The sequence below is a fragment of the Bordetella sp. N genome (genome assembly GCF_001433395.1).
Classification (GTDB): domain Bacteria; phylum Pseudomonadota; class Gammaproteobacteria; order Burkholderiales; family Burkholderiaceae_B; genus Bordetella_C.
In genome coordinates, this window is the sequence record NZ_CP013111.1 from 491,225 (window position 1) to 509,370 (window position 18,146).

The 18,146-nt window shown below is 64.7% G+C and carries 16 protein-coding genes and 1 pseudogene; 9 read left to right on the top strand and 8 right to left on the bottom strand.

Annotated features, from left to right (window positions below; genetic code table 11):
• The first annotated feature begins 250 nt into the window (after positions 1-250).
• The 6 genes from rimP (at position 251) to typA (ending at position 8,649) form a co-directional block, all read left to right on the top strand.
• The gene (gene rimP, locus ASB57_RS02125; RefSeq protein WP_057650145.1) at positions 251-733 is read left to right on the top strand and encodes a ribosome maturation factor RimP; all 483 of its coding nucleotides are present in this window, start codon (positions 251-253) and stop codon (positions 731-733) included.
• A complete protein-coding gene (gene nusA, locus ASB57_RS02130) occupies positions 730-2,217 on the top strand; it encodes a transcription termination factor NusA (protein ID WP_057650147.1) in 1,488 nt (495 codons plus the stop codon). The genes rimP and nusA overlap by 4 nt, the downstream gene beginning before the upstream one ends.
• A gap of 84 nt (positions 2,218-2,301) precedes the next feature.
• Complete coding sequence (gene infB / locus ASB57_RS02135; protein ID WP_057650149.1) at positions 2,302-5,619, top strand: translation initiation factor IF-2; 3,318 nt, start codon at positions 2,302-2,304, stop codon at positions 5,617-5,619.
• A 24-nt stretch (positions 5,620-5,643) separates the two neighbouring features.
• Positions 5,644-6,045 (top strand): 30S ribosome-binding factor RbfA, encoded by a 402-nt coding sequence (gene rbfA / locus ASB57_RS02140; protein ID WP_057650151.1) that lies wholly within the window; start codon positions 5,644-5,646, stop codon positions 6,043-6,045.
• Positions 6,046-6,080: 35 nt separating this feature from the next.
• Positions 6,081-6,818 carry a tRNA pseudouridine(55) synthase TruB gene (gene truB, locus ASB57_RS02145; RefSeq protein ID WP_057650153.1) on the top strand — a complete coding sequence of 246 codons (738 nt, stop codon included), beginning with the start codon at positions 6,081-6,083 and terminating at the stop codon, positions 6,816-6,818.
• A 10-nt stretch (positions 6,819-6,828) separates the two neighbouring features.
• Positions 6,829-8,649, top strand: a complete 1,821-nt coding sequence (gene typA / locus ASB57_RS02150; protein WP_057650155.1) for a translational GTPase TypA — start codon at positions 6,829-6,831, stop codon at positions 8,647-8,649.
• Positions 8,650-8,903: 254 nt separating this feature from the next.
• Here typA and ASB57_RS02155 read toward each other — a convergent pair whose 3' ends face one another.
• Positions 8,904-10,394 carry a glucosyltransferase domain-containing protein gene (locus tag ASB57_RS02155; RefSeq protein WP_057650157.1) on the bottom strand — a complete coding sequence of 497 codons (1,491 nt, stop codon included), beginning with the start codon at positions 10,392-10,394 and terminating at the stop codon, positions 8,904-8,906.
• Positions 10,395-10,733: 339 nt separating this feature from the next.
• Here ASB57_RS02155 and ASB57_RS02160 point away from each other — a divergent pair, with 339 nt between their 5' ends.
• Together ASB57_RS02160 and ASB57_RS02165 are read left to right on the top strand one after the other, a co-directional pair.
• The gene (locus ASB57_RS02160) at positions 10,734-11,066 is read left to right on the top strand and encodes a type II toxin-antitoxin system RelE/ParE family toxin (RefSeq protein WP_057650160.1); all 333 of its coding nucleotides are present in this window, start codon (positions 10,734-10,736) and stop codon (positions 11,064-11,066) included.
• A complete protein-coding gene (locus ASB57_RS02165; RefSeq protein ID WP_057650162.1) occupies positions 11,063-11,356 on the top strand; it encodes a DNA-binding protein in 294 nt (97 codons plus the stop codon). The genes ASB57_RS02160 and ASB57_RS02165 overlap by 4 nt, the downstream gene beginning before the upstream one ends.
• A 30-nt stretch (positions 11,357-11,386) precedes the next feature.
• Here the strand turns inward: ASB57_RS02165 and ASB57_RS31455 are convergent, their stop codons facing one another.
• Positions 11,387-11,761 carry a hypothetical protein gene (locus tag ASB57_RS31455; protein ID WP_231755318.1) on the bottom strand — a complete coding sequence of 125 codons (375 nt, stop codon included), beginning with the start codon at positions 11,759-11,761 and terminating at the stop codon, positions 11,387-11,389.
• Positions 11,762-12,213: 452 nt separating this feature from the next.
• Between ASB57_RS31455 and ASB57_RS02175 the strand changes: the two genes are divergently transcribed.
• Positions 12,214-13,188, top strand: a complete 975-nt coding sequence (locus ASB57_RS02175) for a tripartite tricarboxylate transporter substrate binding protein (RefSeq protein ID WP_057650165.1) — start codon at positions 12,214-12,216, stop codon at positions 13,186-13,188.
• Between the two features lie 3 nt (positions 13,189-13,191).
• On the opposite strand, the gene ureG is transcribed toward ASB57_RS02175, so the two are convergent.
• The 6 genes and pseudogenes from ureG to ASB57_RS02205 all read right to left on the bottom strand — a co-directional run bounded on the left by ureG (position 13,192) and on the right by ASB57_RS02205 (position 18,126).
• Positions 13,192-13,818, bottom strand: a complete 627-nt coding sequence (ureG, locus tag ASB57_RS02180; RefSeq protein WP_057650166.1) for an urease accessory protein UreG — start codon at positions 13,816-13,818, stop codon at positions 13,192-13,194.
• Between the two features lie 52 nt (positions 13,819-13,870).
• A complete protein-coding gene (locus tag ASB57_RS02185; protein WP_057650169.1) occupies positions 13,871-14,581 on the bottom strand; it encodes an urease accessory protein UreF in 711 nt (236 codons plus the stop codon).
• Positions 14,582-14,720: 139 nt separating this feature from the next.
• A pseudogene (ureE, locus tag ASB57_RS02190) lies at positions 14,721-15,356 on the bottom strand (urease accessory protein UreE); the annotation flags it as partial.
• Positions 15,357-15,405: 49 nt separating this feature from the next.
• Positions 15,406-17,109 carry an urease subunit alpha gene (gene ureC, locus ASB57_RS02195; RefSeq protein ID WP_057650172.1) on the bottom strand — a complete coding sequence of 568 codons (1,704 nt, stop codon included), beginning with the start codon at positions 17,107-17,109 and terminating at the stop codon, positions 15,406-15,408.
• 61 nt (positions 17,110-17,170) lie between these two features.
• Positions 17,171-17,476 carry an urease subunit beta gene (locus ASB57_RS02200; protein ID WP_057650174.1) on the bottom strand — a complete coding sequence of 102 codons (306 nt, stop codon included), beginning with the start codon at positions 17,474-17,476 and terminating at the stop codon, positions 17,171-17,173.
• Between the two features lie 23 nt (positions 17,477-17,499).
• A complete protein-coding gene (locus ASB57_RS02205) occupies positions 17,500-18,126 on the bottom strand; it encodes a HupE/UreJ family protein (protein WP_057650176.1) in 627 nt (208 codons plus the stop codon).
• Between the last annotated feature and the right edge of the window lie 20 nt (positions 18,127-18,146).

Genomic DNA, 18,146 nt, shown 5'->3' on the forward strand with positions numbered 1-18,146 from the left:
CTGTTGTTCGCCGCTGTTCATGCCTCTCACGCGCGGTTCGTGATGGTGTCTACGGCAGCAGGGCACAGGCGGATTTTGGCGCTTCCGCGTCGTTGGGGGCACTGGCATCGGCCAGGTTCTTCAGCAGCGCGGCCACCCCGGTCGTCAACCGGCGGCGAGTGAACAAATAAAGGCGGGGTGGCGGTGTTTTTTATGCCGTTTTCCCGCACATCACGATGGGCTGGGCATACAGCCCATTTTTTTCGAGCATATGGCTGATTTATTCGCAATGACCCAAGAGGCGCTGGCCGGCATGGACGTCGAACTTGTCGACGTGGAACGTGCCGCCCTGGGCCTGCTGCGCGTAACCATCGATCGTCCCGATGGGGTGCGTATCGAGGATTGCGAACAGGTGTCGCGTCAGCTGTCGCGCGTGTTCGAGGTCGAGAATATCGATTACAAGCGACTGGAAGTGGGTTCGCCTGGCATCGATCGCCCTTTGCGCAGCGAGTCTGACCTGCGTCGCTTCGCCGGCGAACGCGTGGAAGTCAAGCTGCGCCAGGCGGTCGAGGGCCGCAAGGTCTTTACCGGCATCCTGGTCGCCGACGAGGCGGAGCAGGAACAGGAAAAAGCCACTTTCGGTGTGGAATTTGAGGCAAAGAAGGACGATGTGCAGGTGGTGCGTTTCACGTTCGATGATGTCGAACGCGCCAAGCTGGACCCCGTTCTGGATTTCAAGGGCAAAAAGCGATGAGTCGCGAAATTCTTCTGTTGGTCGACGCCTTGGCGCGCGAAAAGAACGTAACGCGCGAGGTTGTGTTCGGAGCGCTCGAAAGTGCGCTGGCTTCGGCCATGAAAAAGCGGTTCAAGGACGATGCGGACATTCGTGTTTCGATCGACCGTGAAACCGGCAGTCACGAAGGTTTTCGTCGTTGGTTGGTCGTGCCGGATGAAGCCGGCCTGCAGGAACCCGACAAGCAGGAAATGCTGTCGGACGCCCGCGAAATCGTGCCCAATATCGAAGTCGACGAATACATCGAAGAGCCGCTCGAACCCATCGAGTTCGGCCGTATCGGCGCACAGGCGGCCAAGCAGGCCATCTTGCAGAAGATACGCGACGCCGAGCGCGAACAGGTTCTGAATGACTTCCTCGACCGCGGCGAGACCATCGTGTCCGGCACGGTCAAGCGTATGGACAAGGGCGATGCCATCATCGAAACCGGCAAGATTGAAGCTCGTCTGCCGCGCTCGGAGATGATCCCCAAGGAAAACATCCGCGTGGCCGATCGCGTGCGCGCTTTCGTGCTGAAGGTCGATCACGCCGCGCGCGGCCAACAGGTCATCCTGTCGCGTACGGCGCCGGACTTCATCCGCCAGCTCTTCGAAAACGAAGTGCCCGAGATCGAGCAAGGCCTGCTGGAAATCAAGGCGGCCGCCCGCGATGCCGGCGTGCGCGCCAAGATCGCCGTGGTGGCCTACGACAAGCGTATCGATCCTATCGGTACCTGCGTCGGCATGCGCGGTTCGCGCGTCACCGCCGTGCGTAACGAGCTGGGCGGCGAGCAGGTCGATATCGTGCTGTGGTCGGAAGAGCCGGCCCAGTTCGTCATCGGCGCGCTGGCCCCGGCCAACGTCGAGTCGATCCTGGTCGACGAAGACAAGCACGCCATGGACGTGGTGGTGGATGAAGAGAACCTGCCCAAGGCGATCGGCGCCAAAGGCCAGAACGTGCGTCTGGCCTCGGAGCTGACCGGCTGGCAGATCAACATCATGACGCCGGAAGAAAGCCAGAACCGCCAGGAATCCGAGCGTTCCACGCTGCGCGCCACCTTCATGAGCAAGCTGGACGTGGACGAGGAAGTGGCCGACATCCTGATCGATGAAGGTTTCGCGGGTCTCGAAGAAATCGCTTACGTGCCCATGCAGGAACTGCTGGAAATCGAAGCCTTCGACGAAGACACGATCAACGAGCTGCGCACTCGTGCACGCAACGCGCTGTTGACCGAAGCCATTGCCCAGGAAGAAGCCCTGGAAACGGCGCAGGATCTGCTGACGCTGGACGGCATGACGCCGGAACTGGCCGCCAAGCTGGCCGAACGCAAGGTTCACACGCGTGATGACCTGGCGGAACTGGCTACGGACGAGCTGGCGGAAATCGCCGGCCTGGACGAGCAGGCCTCCAGCGATCTGATCATGCGCGCCCGCGCGCATTGGTTTGACGAGAAGGAAGGGGGGTAGGCTGCTCTGCGGCCCGCCTGGTAATCGTTTTATTGGATTGCGCTAGTTATATTGTTAGATCGCCGTACACAGGAAGAACGCCTAATGTCGAGCAACACCGTCGCCCAGTTCGCTACCGAGCTGAAAATGCCTGCCAATGTGCTACTGGATCAGTTGCGCTCGGCTGGCGTTGAACTCAAATCGGTAGACGACTCCGTCACCGATAGCGACAAGGCGAAACTGCTCGACTCGCTGCGGCGCGCCCATGGTGGCGCGGCAGAGGGTAAGAAGATCACCTTGACCCGTCGCCAGACCTCGGAAATCCGCCAGGCTGACGCGACCGGACGCTCGCGCACCATCCAGGTGGAAGTGCGCAAGAAGCGCGTGTTCGTCAAGCGTGATCCGGCCGAGCTGGCCGCCGAAGCCGCCGCCGAGCAGGAAGACGCTTTGGCCGTAACGGACGACGGGCAGCTTGCCGACGCACCCGTGACGGACAGCGCCGCGCCGGCCGTCGAGTCCTCGGCGCCCGCCGCCACGGCGGCTCCTGTTGCCGCGGCGACCGAAGCGGCCGACGCCGCGCCGGCATCGGCCACGGAGGCTCCGGCCGCGAGCGCGCCCGCCGCGCCGTCGGCTGCCGCCGCCGCGCCGGCTGAAGCGACCGAAGCCGCTGCCAGCACGCCCGCCGCTGCTGCCGCCGCCACTGCCGCTGAATCGGCGGCGCCTGTGACGCCCGCTGCAGAGAAGGCTCAGCCCGCGGCACAAGCCGCGGACACCGCCGCCGCTGCCGCGCAGCCGTCCTCGACGCAATCCACCGCGCCCGCCGCGGCGGAAGAATCGAAGCCGGCTGCTGAAGCGAAGCCCGCCGCCGCTACCCAAGATACCGTTGCCGAAAAACCGGCCGCGACCGAACAACAAGCAGAACCTGTTTCTCGACAGCCGGAACCCGAACACGAGGCATCCGCGGCACCCGCCGCCGGCCCCGCCGCCGAACCGGTCGCCGCCGTTGCCCCGCAAGAGCCCGTGAAGATTTCCGAACCTGATGTGGTTGCGCAGTCCGCTGCCGCAGCCCCCTCCAAGCCGGCCGCCGAAGGCGCCGCAAAACCCGCTGCGCCGGTTGCCCGGCCCACGGCCCCGGTGACGCCCGTCGGGGCCCGTCCCAATGTGCAGCCGCAAGGCTCGCGCGGCCCGCGTGCCGGCGATGCCCGCCGTGGTCCGCCGCCCGTCGCCGCATCGGCGTCGGCGAACCTGACCACCGCGCAGCGTGACGATGCCCGTCAACGTGCCGAAGCCGAAGCCGCTGCCCTGCGCGAGATGCTGAATCGTCCGCGCAAGGTGCTGCGCGCGCCGGAACCGGAAGCGCCTGCCAACCCCGCCAACCTGTCGGGCACGCTGCACAAGCCTGCCGGCAAGCCCGCGGGCGCCAAGAAGGACGCCAAGCCGGCCGCCGGTGCACCTGGCGCGAAGAAGACCATCAAGACCACCGAGGTTTCCTCCTCCTGGTCCGATGACAATCGCGGCAAGAAGCCCGCCGAGAAGCCCGCTACCCCCGCAAGCCGTGATGGCTGGCGTGCCGGTGGCAAGGGTGGCGGCAAGGGCGGTGGCCGTCGCGGCCAGAACGATCGTCGCGGTGGTGGTCACCAGCAGGAAGCCGCGTCGCAGGAATTCATTTCCCGCGAAGTGCACGTGCCGGAAACCATCTCCGTGGCCGACCTGGCGCACAAGATGTCCGTCAAGGCCGCCGAAGTCATCAAGCAATTGATGAAGCTGGGCCAGATGGTCACCATCAACCAGGTGCTGGACCAGGAAACGGCCATGATCGTGGTCGAGGAACTGGGCCACAAGGCGATCGCCGCCAAGCTGGACGATCCGGAAGCCTTCCTGGAAGACACCTCCACCCCGGGTGAAGAAGCGGAATTGTTGCCGCGTGCCCCGGTGGTTACCGTCATGGGCCACGTCGACCACGGCAAGACCTCGCTGCTGGACTACATCCGCCGCGCCAAAGTGGCCGCGGGCGAAGCCGGTGGCATTACGCAGCACATCGGCGCCTATCACGTCGAAACCGAACGCGGCATGGTGACCTTCCTGGACACCCCGGGCCACGAGGCCTTCACGGCCATGCGTGCCCGTGGCGCCAAGGCCACCGACATCGTCATCCTGGTGGTGGCGGCCGACGACGGCGTGATGCCGCAAACGCGTGAAGCCATTCACCACGCCAAGGCAGCCGGCGTGCCGCTGGTGGTCGCGGTGAACAAGATCGACAAGCCGGGTGCCAATCCCGAGCGCGTCAAGCAGGAACTGGTGGCCGAACAGGTCGTGCCGGAAGAGTACGGCGGCGACGTGCCGTTCGTGTCTGTGTCGGCCAAGACCGGCGCGGGCATCGATGACCTGCTCGAACAAGTACTGCTGCAAGCGGAAATCCTGGAACTGAAGGCGCCCGCCGAAGCCCTGGCCAAAGGCCTGGTCATCGAAGCGCGTCTGGACAAGGGCCGTGGCCCGGTCGCGACGATCCTGGTGCAGAGCGGTACGCTCAAGCGCGGCGACGTCGTGCTGGCTGGCGCCAGCTTCGGCCGCGTGCGCGCCATGCTGGACGAAAACGGCAAGCCGGTGCAGACCGCGGGTCCTTCCATCCCGGTGGAAATCCAGGGTCTGACCGAAGTGCCGGCCGCCGGCGACGAACTGATGGTGCTGGGCGACGAGCGCAAGGCGCGCGAAATCGCGCTGTTCCGCCAAGGCAAGTTCCGCGACGTCAAGCTGGCTCGCCAGCAGGCCGCCAAGCTGGATTCGCTGTTCGACAACCTGGGCGAAGGCACGCAAACCCTGGCGCTCATCGTCAAGACCGATGTGCAGGGTTCGCAGGAAGCACTGGTTTCCGCGCTTACCAAGCTGTCGACCGAGGAAGTGCGTGTGCAAGTGGTGCACGCCGCCGTGGGTGGCATCTCCGAAAGCGACGTCAACCTGGCCATCGCCTCGAATGCCGTGGTCATCGGCTTCAACGTGCGCGCTGAACTGAGCGCCAAGAAGCTGGCCGACAACAACGGCATCGACCTGCGCTACTACAACATCATCTACGACGCCGTGGATGAGGTTAAGGCGGCCATGTCGGGCATGCTGGCTCCGGAAAAGCGCGAAGAAGTCATCGGCCTGGTCGAGATCCGCGAGGTCTACTCGATTTCCCGTATCGGCAACATCGCCGGTTGTATGGTTCTGGACGGTATCGTTCGCCGCGACTCGCAAGTGCGCCTGCTGCGCAACAACGTGGTCAGCTGGAGCGGTCATCTGGAATCGCTGCGCCGCTTCAAGGACGACGTCAAGGAAGTCAAATCGGGCTTCGATTGCGGTCTGACCCTGAAGGGCAACAACGACATCCAGATCGGCGACCAGCTGGAAGTCTTCGAGATCAGGGAGATCGCGCGTACGCTGTAAGGCGTCCGTGACGTACCGGTGATCATGAGCCGTCATAAGTCTAAAGCCATCCCCGGCCGCAATCTGCGGTTGGCCGACCAGATCCAGAAGGACCTGGCCGTGTTGATCCAACGTGAAATCGACGTCGCGCGCGGCGGTCTGATTACGCTGTCGGGGGTGGAACTGTCGCAGGATTATGCCCATGCCAAGGTGTACTTCACCGTCATGGGCGCGGAGCCGGAAGCGGCCACCACCCTGCTAAATGAAAAGGCGGGCTGGCTGCATTCGCAGCTATACCGCATGTTGCACATCCATACCGTGCCGACCCTGCGCTTCTTCCATGACGAGCAGATCGCGCGCGGTATTGAGATGTCGCAACTGATCGATCGTGCCAACCGTCCCGATTCCTATCGCGACAAGCCCGACGAGCCTGAAGACCAGTCCTGAGCGGCTGCCGTCACTGCTTTTCCTGGAATACGACGATGGCCAAACGACGCGGGCAGGTGCTCGACGGAGTAGTGCTGCTGGACAAACCTGAAGGACTGTCCAGCAACCACGCATTGCAGCGCGCGCGCCGCACCCTGGATGCCGCCAAGGCGGGGCATACGGGAACGTTGGATCCCTTCGCCACCGGCTTGCTGGTGTGCTGTATGGGCAAGGCGACCAAAATCGCCGGAGCGATGTTGAATGCTGACAAAAGCTACGTCGCCACGGTACGTTTTGGCGAGGAAACCGATTCCGGCGACCTGACCGGCCACGTCGTGGCGAAGGCGCCGGCGGAGTTCGCCGGCGTGGACGAAGCCGCGTTGCGCGAAGTGCTGTCACGTTTTATCGGCACCATCGAGCAGATTCCGCCGATGTACTCGGCGCTGAAGCGCGATGGCAAGCCGCTGTATGAGTATGCCCGCGCCGGCATCGAACTGGAGCGGGAACCGCGCCAGGTGACGATACACGGCATCGAACTGCTTGCCTGCGATGGCATGACCGCGCAGATCGATGTGGCTTGCAGCAAGGGGACGTATATCCGCACGCTGGCCCAGGATATCGGGCGCGCGTTGGGATGTTACGGCCACTTGTCCGCACTGCGCCGCACCCAGGTGGGGCCGTTTTCGCTGTCGCACGCGGTGGCGCTGGATGTTTTGCAAGCAATGCCTGATCCCAAGCAGGTTTTGCTGCCCATGAACGAATTGCCGGCGGGCCTGGTGCCCGTCAAACACTAAAGGATCAGTTATGAGTCGCGCTTTGCGCAACGTCGCCATCATCGCCCACGTCGACCACGGCAAGACCACGCTGGTTGACCAGCTGCTGCGCCAATCGGGCACCTTCCGCGAAAACCAGGCTGTGGCCGAACGGGTCATGGACTCGAACGACCTGGAAAAGGAACGCGGTATTACCATTCTCGCGAAGAACTGCGCGGTGGAATACGAAGGTACGCACATCAACATCGTCGACACCCCGGGGCACGCTGACTTCGGCGGCGAAGTGGAACGCGTGCTGTCCATGGTCGACGGCGTGCTGCTGCTGGTCGACGCGGTCGAAGGCCCGATGCCGCAGACCATCTTCGTGACGCGCAAGGCGCTGGCGCTGGGCCTGAAGCCCATCGTCGTCGTCAACAAGATCGATCGTCCGGGCGCTCGCCCCGACTTCGTCATCAACGCCACGTTCGAGCTGTTCGACAAGCTGGGCGCGACCGAAGAGCAGCTGGACTTCCCGGTGATCTACGCGTCGGGCCTGTCCGGCTATGCCGGCCTGACCCCCGAAGTGCGCGACGGCGACATGCGTCCGCTGTTCGAATCGATTCTGAAGTTCGTGCCGCAACGCGATGACGATCCCAACGGCGCGCTGCAACTGCAGATCATCTCGCTGGATTACAACAGCTACGTCGGCAAGATCGGCGTGGGTCGCGTGAACCGTGGCCGTATCCGCACCGGCATGGACGTGCAGTATCGCTTCGGTCCCGAAGGTGAGACCGGCAAGGGCCGCATCAACCAGGTGCTGAAGTTCAAGGGCCTGGAGCGCGAAGTGGTCAGCGAAGCCGAAGCCGGCGACATCGTGCTGATCAACGGTATCGAAGGCCTGGGTATCGGCTGCACGGTGCTGGACAGCGCGTCGCCCGCGACGGAAGCGCTGCCGATGCTGCGCATCGACGAGCCGACCCTGACCATGAACTTCATGGTCAACACGTCGCCGCTGGCCGGCCGCGAAGGCAAGTTCGTGACCAGCCGCCAGCTGCGTGATCGCCTGGATCGCGAACTGAAGTCCAACGTTGCTCTGCGCGTGCGTGACACCGGTGACGATACCGTGTTCGAAGTGTCGGGCCGTGGCGAATTGCACCTGACCATTCTGCTGGAAACGATGCGCCGTGAAGGCTACGAGCTGGCCGTTTCGCGCCCGCGCGTGGTGTTCAAGGAAATCGACGGCGTGCGTCATGAGCCCTATGAGCTGTTGACGGTGGACGTGGAAGATCCGCACCAGGGCGGCGTGATGGAAGAGCTGGGCCGCCGCAAGGGCGACCTGCTGGACATGCAGCCGGACGGCCGTGGCCGTACGCGCCTGGAATACCGCATTCCGGCCCGTGGCCTGATCGGTTTCCAGAACGAATTCCTGACCATGACGCGTGGTACGGGCTTGATGAGCCACATCTTCGACGAATACGGTCCGCTGCGTGAAGGCAGCATCGGCGAGCGTCGCAATGGCGTGCTGATCAGCCAGGACAACGGCGATGCCGTGGCTTACGCGCTGTGGAAGCTGCAGGATCGCGGCCGCATGTTCGTGAACCCGGGCGAGCCGCTGTACGAAGGCATGATCATCGGTATTCACAGCCGCGATAATGACCTGGTCGTCAACCCGATCAAGGGCAAGCAGCTGACCAACGTCCGTGCGTCGGGTACCGACGAAGCGGTGCGCCTGGTGCCGCCGATCCAGATGTCGCTGGAATACGCGGTGGAATTCATCGACGATGACGAGCTGGTGGAAGTGACGCCGAAGTCGATCCGTCTGCGTAAGCGTTATTTGACCGAAAACGAACGCAAGCGCATGTCGCGCGCGTAATAGGGCCCCCCCCTACCGCGCGGAGCGCGGCCCCCCCAGGGGGCAGCACTGGCGGACCGGCAAAGCCGGCTCCGCTGTGCCTGCGATCAAAAAGAAAGGCCTGTGCATTGCACAGGCCTTTTCTTCTTTGCCGTGTGGCGCGAGCCGTTTTTAGAGTCCTGGCGGTCCGGCAACGCCGGTTCTGCAGTACCCCTGATCAAAAAGGCCTGTGCTTTGCACAGGCCTTTTTTATTTACAGTGCCGCCACTGCGGAATCACCGCACCGGCGGTGGCTCACCCGTAGGCTTGAACACGAACACCGCCACGCGATCCCGCAGGTACACCCGGTAGGCCGCCCGCACAATGGCCGGCTTCTGCTCCCGCAGGCTCGCGACCGTGGCCGGGTCGATCTCCCGGATCCGGGGCACGTTGCCGAACAGCCGCAGCTGTTCAGCCGCCCACCCCCAACCCTGCGTCAGATGGACAGGCAGCAGCTCAGCCAAAATGGGATGCCTGCGCAGGTTGTGGCGGACGACAGGGGGATGGCCGGCCTGGCCAAGCAGGGCGATGTTGTCCAGCGGGGTCTGCTCGCGTAGCGCGGCGATGTCGTCCACCATATTGCCCGACAGGTTGTCCTCATAGGCCTTCTGCTGCTCCAGCGAATTGCCGTACACGGAAGCGATCAGCACCATGACGGCGGCCGGCAGGATAAGGACACCAATCGCATGACGATGGTCTGCCTTCAGCAGCGGCGTGGCGGCGGTGAGGATCACGGCCGACGTCGTCATCAAGGCGCCGAAACCGATCATCACGCGGGGCGCGAACACGGGGTCGGCCAGCAGCAGCATCGGTCCCCATGGGGCGAGCAGCAAGGCCAGCGGCAGGACCGGCACCGCCAGACACAGGACGATACGCAAGCCTGTCGACGCGCCGGACCACTGCCGGACGGCATAACGCATCGCGGCCAGCAGGCTGAGGGGAACCGCCACGCCGGCCAGGATCAACAACACCCAGCCGTTCAAGGTGGTCAGGGTCATGACGGCGTAGTGCCAGAAGTGGTTCAGGTTGGCGGCAAAGGCGCTGGGGTCGATATTGCTGTGTTCACCGGCATAGCCGCCGCGCACGGTGTGCTTCAACACCACCACGTACAGGACGCAGGCCAGCAAGGTGGCGCCGATCTGGCTGCCCAGTTGGCGCAGCAGCGCGGCGGGGTTCGTGTCACGCAGCTGGCCGATCACGACCTGGGCGATCACGAGCAGCACATACACGTTGGCGGCGGGCTGGTAGAGGCACAGGGCCATCAGCAGGAACAGCATCTTGCGTGGCAACTGCAGCCGGCCACGGACCGGATCGAGCGCCGCGATGGCCGCCAGCACCAGGGCCGACGTCATGGTCAGCACGTCGAATTTATAGGACAGGTTTTCCAGGTAATAGGGGCTGCCGGCCAGCGGCAGCGCGCACAGGGCGGGCAGCCAGCTGCCTGCCAGCTTGAGCCGGCGGGCCAGCAGCGCCGCCAGGCCGGCGAGCATCAGCAGGGCGCCGATTTGCGGCACAGGCGTGATGTCGGTCAGCGGCGTGCCCGCGTTGACGACCTCCATCAGCACATTGGCCAATGGCCGGCCGTCGGATCCCCAGCCCAGATAGCCGGCGCTGGCGCGACCCATGTCGTCGATGTAGAGACGGTCCGCGTGGAGGATGGGCCAGAGGATCAGGCCGAACAGGATGAGCGCCGCGGAGAAGGGGCGGCGGGGGAAGGAACGTTGCATAAGACGGGCAGAGCGTGGACGGGCGCGCGACGGCGGTCAGGGGCCGCGGGCAGTATATCCAGCGCTTCACGAATCGTGCAGACAACGTGCAGGGCACGACAACACTGTGGCGGCGCCGCCATGCACCGTCAGCTCTCCCACCAATTTGACGCAAATTCCACGACCCCGTCGGCCGGTGTCGTTTCAGGTTGACCGCGCTCAATTCGTCGCACCGCCTGATGAACGCTTGCTTAAGCGTTGACACCCACACATGCGGCTGGCGCCCCCCGATCTCACCCGATCATGGCGGCATGGCTAATAACGCCACCCCTCTTGATTTAAATTCGTCAATAAACGAAAATGGCCACCTATTCCCTTGAGCACTACCTGACTGCTGATGAGAGAAAAGCGCCCGTCATCGATTGGCTTCAACGCATCCGCGATGTGAAAGCCAAGGTGGCTGTCATCCGCCGTCTCGGTCGCCTGGAACTCGGCAATTTTGGTGACCACAAGTTTTGTCGCGATGGTGTTTGGGAACTTCGCGTGGACGTTGGTCCGGGATATCGCGTCTATTACGCCAAGACGGGGCTTTACGTCGTTTTGCTGCTATGTGGTGGCGACAAAGGCACGCAGCAGGCCGATATCCAGCGAGCGGTCGATTATTGGCAGGATTGGAAGAGGAGGTTGCTATGAGAAGCAAACATCATGATGACGCGATGGCCGAACTGTACCGGCAGGACCCGGTGTTGGCGTTGGAGACGATCAACAGCATTCTCGAAGATGGAGATCAGAGTGAGCTGTTGATCGTTCTGCGCCAGCTTGCCCAGGCGTTCGGCGGTGTGCAGGCTGTCGCCGCACAAGCGCAACTGAATCCGACGCAGCTCTATCGCACACTGTCGCCGCAGGGTAATCCTGCCTTGAGCAGTTTGACCGCCATCCTCAAGGCAATGGGCCTGCGGCTGGCCGTTCAGCGTCTGCCTTGAACGCTTGCTTCTGCGAACAGCCGAGCAGCGTCAGCCGAATGGTCCCGGCGGTTGACTCGGTGCCGCGTGGTCGTCGTCATTGCGCAGGGGGTTCAGGGACGAGCGATTGAAGTGCCAGTGGTGGTCGCGGTAGTCCTTGCAGGCCACGAGGGTGTAGAAGGGGCTCCTGCCCATCTCCGCGCGGCCGCCGCCGGCGGTGCGTAGCGTCAGCTCGCCGCCGCAGGTGGGGCAGGCGCCACCGAGCTCGGTGATGAACACGTCGCCCGACTCGTTGGCTTCCAGGCCGGTGACGCCCCACAGACGCACGTAGCGGCCGCGGCGCAGGTCATTGAAAGGTTTGTAGAGCAGGCTGGTCAGGGCCAGCAGCAGGAACCAGATGAACCCGTGGCCGGATCCCGAGGACATCACGAAGCCGAGCGCCATCAGCGCGCCAAAGGCGCAGCTTGGCCAGATCAGCCAATTGAGCTTGACGTGCCGTTCACGAACGATGAGCGGCCTGATGTCCACGCGGCCTAGCGCAGGCCGCAATCGTTCGCGCGTGTCGCTGTCGTCGCGACCAAACCGGCGCGTGAGCGACTCGCCGCATTTCCGGCAATAGCTATCTTCACGATCGACCCCCGTCCCACAGTTCATGCAAAGCACGCCATCGACTCCAGTGCTGACTACAGCTTGAATACCCGGGGACTCTAGCACAGCGGCGGAAGGCGAAATATTGGACCAATTGGGTCTTCTGCTTTGATCCAAATTTTTTCGCGGAAGGTCCCGGTTTTCTTGCTGGTTTCCGTCCCATTCGGATATTCTTGCAAGCGCTGTAGCATAAAAAACAATACCAATTGGTCTGGGCTATGGAGACAAACATGGCATTGCGTACGCTGGTCAAACACGCGGCGGTGGCCGCATTGTGCCTGGGCGCCACGGCGGCAACGGCGGCGGAGTACCCGGAGCATCCGATCACCATGATCGTGCCCTTTCCGCCAGGCGGCGTGGCGGACGTGGTGGCCCGGCCGCTGGCCCAGGCCTTGAGCGAAAAGCTCGGTCAGACAGTGATCATCGAAAACCGCGGCGGGGCCGGCGGCGCACTGGGCATCGGCCAGGTGGCGCGGGCCAGGCCGGACGGCTACACGCTATTGATGAGCCTGTCGTCGATCTCCATCCTGCCTGAAGCCGACAAGGTGCTGGAGCGCAAGCCCGCCTATCAACTCGATCAGTTCGTGCCGATCGCACGCATCACCGCGGACCCGACGGTGCTGGTGGTGCGTGCCGACAAGCCCTGGAACAGCGTGCAGGACTTCGTCGACGCGGCGAAGAAGCAGCCCAATAAACTCAGCTACGGCAGCTCCGGCATCTACGGCACCATGCACGTGCCGATGGCCATGCTGCAGAACGCGGCGGGTATCAGCATGCTGCATGTGCCGTTCACGGGCGCGGGGCCGGCCGTGCAGGCCTTGCTGGGCGGCCAGGTGGATGCCGTCGCCACGGGGCCGTCGTCGGTCGCGCAACTGGTGCAGTCCGGCCGGGTCAAGGCGCTGGCGCATTGGGGCGACACGCCGCTGGAAAGCATGCCACAGGTGCCCACCTTGAAGTCCCTGGGCTATGACGTGACGTTCGTGCAGTGGTCCGGCGTGTTCGCGCTGGCGGGGACGCCAGAGCCGGTGCTGGAGCGCCTGCGCCAGGCCACGCGGGACGTCGCCAACGACGACAAGGTCAAGACGCTGATCGCGGGGACGGGCAGCCCGGTGCAGTACCTGGATGCCAAGGACTTCGACACCTACTGGCGCAAGGACTCGGCGTCGCTGGCGCTGGCGGTGCGCAAGATCGGCAAGGTGGAATAGGCGTTACGCCGTCAGCAAGCCGCGCTGTTCGATGAAGGCGACGATGTCGGGCAGGCCCTTGCCGGCTTTCATGTCGCTCATGACGTAGGGACGCTCGCCCCGCATCTTGCGGGTGTCTTCTTCCATGACGGGCAGGGACGCGCCGACGAGCGGGGCCAGGTCGGTCTTGTTGATCACCAGCAGGTCGGACTTGGTGATGCCCGGGCCGCCCTTGCGCGGAATCTTTTCTCCGCCCGCCACGTCGATGACGTACAGCGTCAGGTCCGACAGCTCGGGGCTGAAGGTGGCGGCCAGGTTGTCGCCGCCCGATTCGATGAAGACGATGTCGGCGTCGGGAAAGCGGGTCAACATGCGGTCGACGGCTTCCAGATTGATGGACGCGTCTTCGCGGATGGCGGTGTGCGGGCAGCCGCCGGTTTCCACGCCCATGATGCGTTCGGCGGGCAGGGCGCCGGCCACGGTGAGCAGGCGCTGGTCTTCCTTGGTGTAGATGTCGTTGGTGATGACCACCAGGTCGTACTTGTCGCGCATGGCTTTGCACAACATCTCGGTGAGCGTGGTCTTGCCGGAACCGACCGGACCGCCGATGCCGACGCGCAGGGGTGGGTTCTTTTTGGTGCGGGTAGTCATGCGAGGGTCCTGATGGAAATGGCGGCAGGCGCGCCGTGATGATGAAGAGGGCTCATGACCGGAACAGCCGTGAATACTGCGACTCATGGCGCGCGGACAGGATGCCCAGCATGGGGGCGAAGGTGGAAGCGTCTTCGACGCGGGTCGCCGCGGCGCGCGTGGCGGCCGTGGCGATGTCCTGGCGCAGGCCGAACAGGATGCGTTGGCCGGCGACCTGGCCCAGCGGCACGGCCTTGAGCGCGGCCGCGACCTGGTTTTCAGTCCAGGCGAAGAGCCAGGCGAGCAGGCCATCGTGCAGGGCGATGCCCGCGCCCTGCATGGCGCAGGCATAAGCGGTGGGCAGGCTGACCGGACGCATGGCGCGCAGGATGGCGCGGGCGGTGTCCGGGCCCCAGGTGAGGTCATCCAGCAGGCGTGCCAGCGACCAGCCCATCTGCTCGGTTTCCTGACGGAATTCGAAGGACTCGCGCATGGCCAGCAGCTCATCGTTGCAGTCGGCCAGGGCGACGGTGTCCAGCGCGGCCCAGTTGCGGTACTGCTGGGCCAGCAGCACGGTTTCGCCGCGCGCGGTGACGTCCAGGCCGGCGGCGATCCAGGCACGCGCGCTGGCGGCGTCATGGATGATGCCGGCGTCGATGGCCGCTTCCAGTCCCTGCGAATAACTGAAGGCGCCGATCGGCAGGGCCGGCGACGCCAGGTGCAGCAGGGCGATCAGCTCAGTGCCGGTGCTTTTTGCCGGCGCCGTGGTCATGGTCGTGTCCATGGTCATCGTGTCCGTGCGAATGTTTGTGATCGTGGCTGTGATCGTGGCTGCAATTGGCGTGGTCATGATCGTGGTCATGGCCATGTGCGTGCTTGTGATCGTGCTTGTGATCGTGGCTGTGATCATGGCCGCAATTGGCATGATCGTGGTCATGACCGTGGGCGTGATCGTGCGCATGGCCATGGCCGTGATCATGCTTGTGGTCATGCTTATGACCATGGTCATGGTCATGGTCATGATCATGCCCATGCCCATGCCCATGCCGGTCCTGATACACCTGCTGCGCCAGTGCGTAATCTTCGGCGAAGGTTTCGTCGTGACCGTGCTTGTGGCCGCCGCCGTAGGCGCCGGCTTCAGGCTGGAAGGGCGCTTCGATCTGCACCACCTTCAGGCCCAGGCGCAGCAGCAGATCCCGCAGCACCGGATCGAATTCCAGTTGCAGGTAATCCGCGCCCACTTCCACCGGCGTGTGCCGATTGCCCAGGTGATAGGCCGCCCGCAGCAGGATATGCGGATCGACACAGGTGGCGCGCAGCACCGGCTGCGCCGCCGCGACGACGCGCACGAATGAGCCATCTTCCGCGACCAGGGCGTCGCCATCGCGCAATACCGTGCCGCGCGGCAGGAACAGCGCCACTTCCTCGCCGTCGTCCAGGGTGGCGGCCAGGCGGCTGCGGCTGCGTTGGTCATAGGGCAGCGTCAACGTGGGCGCGCGGCGCAGCAACGGCTTGGCGATGGCCTGGCCAGGTCCGACAATTTTCTCGATGCGTTTCATAATGCCTTGTACATGCGGTAGCGCGCGCCGGGCGGCGAGCCTGGCCCGCCTAGAACAGGAAATAGCGTTGCGCCATCGGCAAGACCTCAGCCGGTTCGCAAATCAATTCCTGCCCATCGGCCAGCACGCGGTAGGTTTCCGGGTCGACCTCGATATGCGGCTGCCAATCGTTGTGGATCATGTGCGACTTGCGCACGCCGCGCACGCCTTGCACCGGGACCACCCGCTTGGACAAGCCATAACGCGCGGCCACGCCCGACTGGTACGCGGACTGCGACACGAAGGTCAGGGATCCACGCGCCAGCGCGCCGGCGCGCGCGCCGAACATCTCCCGGTAGTGTACCGGCTGGGGGGTGGGGATGGAGGCATTGGGATCGCCCATCAGGGCGGTGGTGATGATGCCGCCCTTGAGCACCATATCGGGCTTCACGCCGAAGAACGCCGGGTCCCACAACACCAGGTCGGCCCACTTGCCGGGCTCCACCGAGCCGACCTCGTGGGCGATGCCGTGGGTCAGCGCGGGATTGATCGTGTACTTGGCGATATAGCGCTTGGCGCGCGCATTGTCCGCGCGGCCGTCACCGGTCAGCGCGCCGCGTTGCACCTTCATCTTGTGGGCCGTCTGCCAGGTGCGCATGATCACTTCGCCGATGCGTCCCATGGCCTGCGAGTCGCTGGAGATCATGGAGATCGCGCCCAGGTCCTGCAGGATGTCCTCGGCGGCGATGGTCTCGCGGCGGATGCGCGATTCGGCGAACGCCACGTCTTCGGCGATGGCGGCGTCCAGGTGGTGGCACACCATCAGCATGTCCAGATGCTCGTCCACCGTGTTGACGGTGTATGGGCGCGTCGGATTGGTGGATGACGGCAGTACGTTGGGCAGGCCGGCCACCTTGAGGATGTCGGGCGCGTGGCCGCCGCCGGCGCCTTCGGTGTGATAGGTGTGGATCGAGCGATCCTTGAACGCCGCGATCGTGGTCTCGACGAAGCCGCTCTCGTTCAAGGTGTCGGTATGGATGGCGACCTGCGTGTCGGTGCGCTCGGCCACGTCCAGGCAGCAGTCGATCGCCGCCGGCGTGGTGCCCCAGTCCTCGTGCAGCTTCAGGCCGATGGCGCCGGCGTCTATCTGTTCCATCAGCGGTCCGGGCTGGCTGGCGTTGCCCTTGCCCAGCAGGCCGATATTGATGGGCCAGCCGTCGACGGCGGCCAGCATGCGCTCCATATGCCAGGCGCCAGGCGTGCAGGTGGTGGCCGCGGTGCCGGTGGCGGGGCCGGTGCCGCCGCCCAGCAGGGTGGTCAGGCCGGCGGCCAGGGCTTCGTCGATCAGTTGCGGGCAGATCAGATGGACGTGCGAGTCTATGCCGCCCGCCGTGACGATCTTGCCTTCGCCCGCGATGATTTCCGTGCCGGCGCCAATGACGATGGTCACACCAGGCTGGATGTCGGGATTGCCGGCCTTGCCGATGGCCATGACGCGGCCGTTCTTCAACCCGATGTCGGCCTTGACGATGCCCCAATGGTCGAGGATCACGGCATTGGTGATGACGGTGTCGGCGACGTCCGCGCCCAGGCGCTGGGACTGGCCCATGCCGTCGCGGATGACCTTGCCGCCGCCGAATTTCACTTCTTCGCCATAGGTCGTGTAGTCGCGCTCGATTTCGATCAGCAGATCGGTATCGGCCAGGCGCAGGCGGTCGCCGGTAGTGGGGCCGAACATTTCCGCGTAGGCGCGGCGGCCGATTTTCAGGCTCATGCGGATGCTCCAGGGGCGCGGGTCGCGCGCACGGGTTCTTGAGGAAGGCGCGGCGACGTCATCACAGCTTGCCCATGATGCGGCCGGAAAAGCCATAGACCTCGCGCTGGCCGGCCAGCGCGACTAGTTCAACGGTTCGGCTTTGTCCCGGCTCGAAGCGCACGGCGGTGCCGGCGGTGATGTTCAGGCGGAAGCCCCGCGCCAGCGCGCGATCGAAGCGCAGGGCGTCGTTGACCTCGAAGAAATGAAAGTGCGAGCCGATCTGCACGGGGCGGTCGCCGGTGTTTTCCACCGTCAGCATCAGGGTGTCGCGGCCAACGTTGAGTTCGATCTCGCCGTCGTCGACCAGCAGTTCTCCGGGAATCATGTCGGATCCTTTGTATGGTTCATTCAGGCAGCGAGCAGAACCACGCCATAAGCCGCCACACCCAGGCCGGCCAGGCGCGGCAGCCACGCGCTGCCACGGCGCAGGACCAGGCCGCCGGCGATGCCCACGCAGTGCAGGGTCACGGTCGCCGCCATGAAGCCGGCGATATAGGGCAGGGCGATGGCCGTCTCGGGCAGTTCATAGCCGTGGGCGTGGCCATGGAACAGCGCGAAGACCCCGGCCACCACGGCGCCGGCCACTTCCGGCAGGCGCGCGCGCGTGGCCGTAAGGAGGCCCAGCACCAGCAGGGATACGGCAATCATGGGCTCCACGGCCGGCAGCGGTACGCGCGCCAGGCCCAGCAGCGCGCCGAGCAGCAGCACGGACGCGAACGACAGCGGCGCCAGCCAGGCGCGCCGGCTGGTGAGGGCGCTCCAGACACCCAGGACGATCATGGCGCAAAGATGGTCGGCGCCGGTGAGCGGATGCAGGAAGCCTTCGGTGGCGCTGGCGGCCCAGCCGGCGGCTTCAGCGATATGTTCATGGCCAGGATGGGCCTGCGCGGCGCCGGCCGCGAACAGCGCCAGCAGTGCGGCGGCGCGCGCCACGCGGGGGGCGCTGACGGAAGAAGAACGGTGCGAAGAAAGCATGAGGGGCCTCGTTGCAGGGA

What these genes read in the sequence shown, in the direction of transcription:
- rimP (WP_057650145.1), top strand. Translation starts at nt 251, where the DNA reads ATGGCTGATTTATTCGCAATGACCCAAGAGGCGCTGGCCGGCATGGAC.
- nusA (WP_057650147.1), top strand. Translation starts at nt 730, where the DNA reads ATGAGTCGCGAAATTCTTCTGTTGGTCGACGCCTTGGCGCGCGAAAAG.
- infB (WP_057650149.1), top strand. Translation starts at nt 2,302, where the DNA reads ATGTCGAGCAACACCGTCGCCCAGTTCGCTACCGAGCTGAAAATGCCT.
- rbfA (WP_057650151.1), top strand. Translation starts at nt 5,644, where the DNA reads ATGAGCCGTCATAAGTCTAAAGCCATCCCCGGCCGCAATCTGCGGTTG.
- truB (WP_057650153.1), top strand. Translation starts at nt 6,081, where the DNA reads ATGGCCAAACGACGCGGGCAGGTGCTCGACGGAGTAGTGCTGCTGGAC.
- typA (WP_057650155.1), top strand. Translation starts at nt 6,829, where the DNA reads ATGAGTCGCGCTTTGCGCAACGTCGCCATCATCGCCCACGTCGACCAC.
- ASB57_RS02155 (WP_057650157.1), bottom strand. Translation starts at nt 10,394, where the DNA reads ATGCAACGTTCCTTCCCCCGCCGCCCCTTCTCCGCGGCGCTCATCCTG.
- ASB57_RS02160 (WP_057650160.1), top strand. Translation starts at nt 10,734, where the DNA reads ATGGCCACCTATTCCCTTGAGCACTACCTGACTGCTGATGAGAGAAAA.
- ASB57_RS02165 (WP_057650162.1), top strand. Translation starts at nt 11,063, where the DNA reads ATGAGAAGCAAACATCATGATGACGCGATGGCCGAACTGTACCGGCAG.
- ASB57_RS31455 (WP_231755318.1), bottom strand. Translation starts at nt 11,761, where the DNA reads ATGTCCTCGGGATCCGGCCACGGGTTCATCTGGTTCCTGCTGCTGGCC.
- ASB57_RS02175 (WP_057650165.1), top strand. Translation starts at nt 12,214, where the DNA reads ATGGCATTGCGTACGCTGGTCAAACACGCGGCGGTGGCCGCATTGTGC.
- ureG (WP_057650166.1), bottom strand. Translation starts at nt 13,818, where the DNA reads ATGACTACCCGCACCAAAAAGAACCCACCCCTGCGCGTCGGCATCGGC.
- ASB57_RS02185 (WP_057650169.1), bottom strand. Translation starts at nt 14,581, where the DNA reads ATGGACACGACCATGACCACGGCGCCGGCAAAAAGCACCGGCACTGAG.
- ureC (WP_057650172.1), bottom strand. Translation starts at nt 17,109, where the DNA reads ATGAGCCTGAAAATCGGCCGCCGCGCCTACGCGGAAATGTTCGGCCCC.
- ASB57_RS02200 (WP_057650174.1), bottom strand. Translation starts at nt 17,476, where the DNA reads ATGATTCCCGGAGAACTGCTGGTCGACGACGGCGAGATCGAACTCAAC.
- ASB57_RS02205 (WP_057650176.1), bottom strand. Translation starts at nt 18,126, where the DNA reads ATGCTTTCTTCGCACCGTTCTTCTTCCGTCAGCGCCCCCCGCGTGGCG.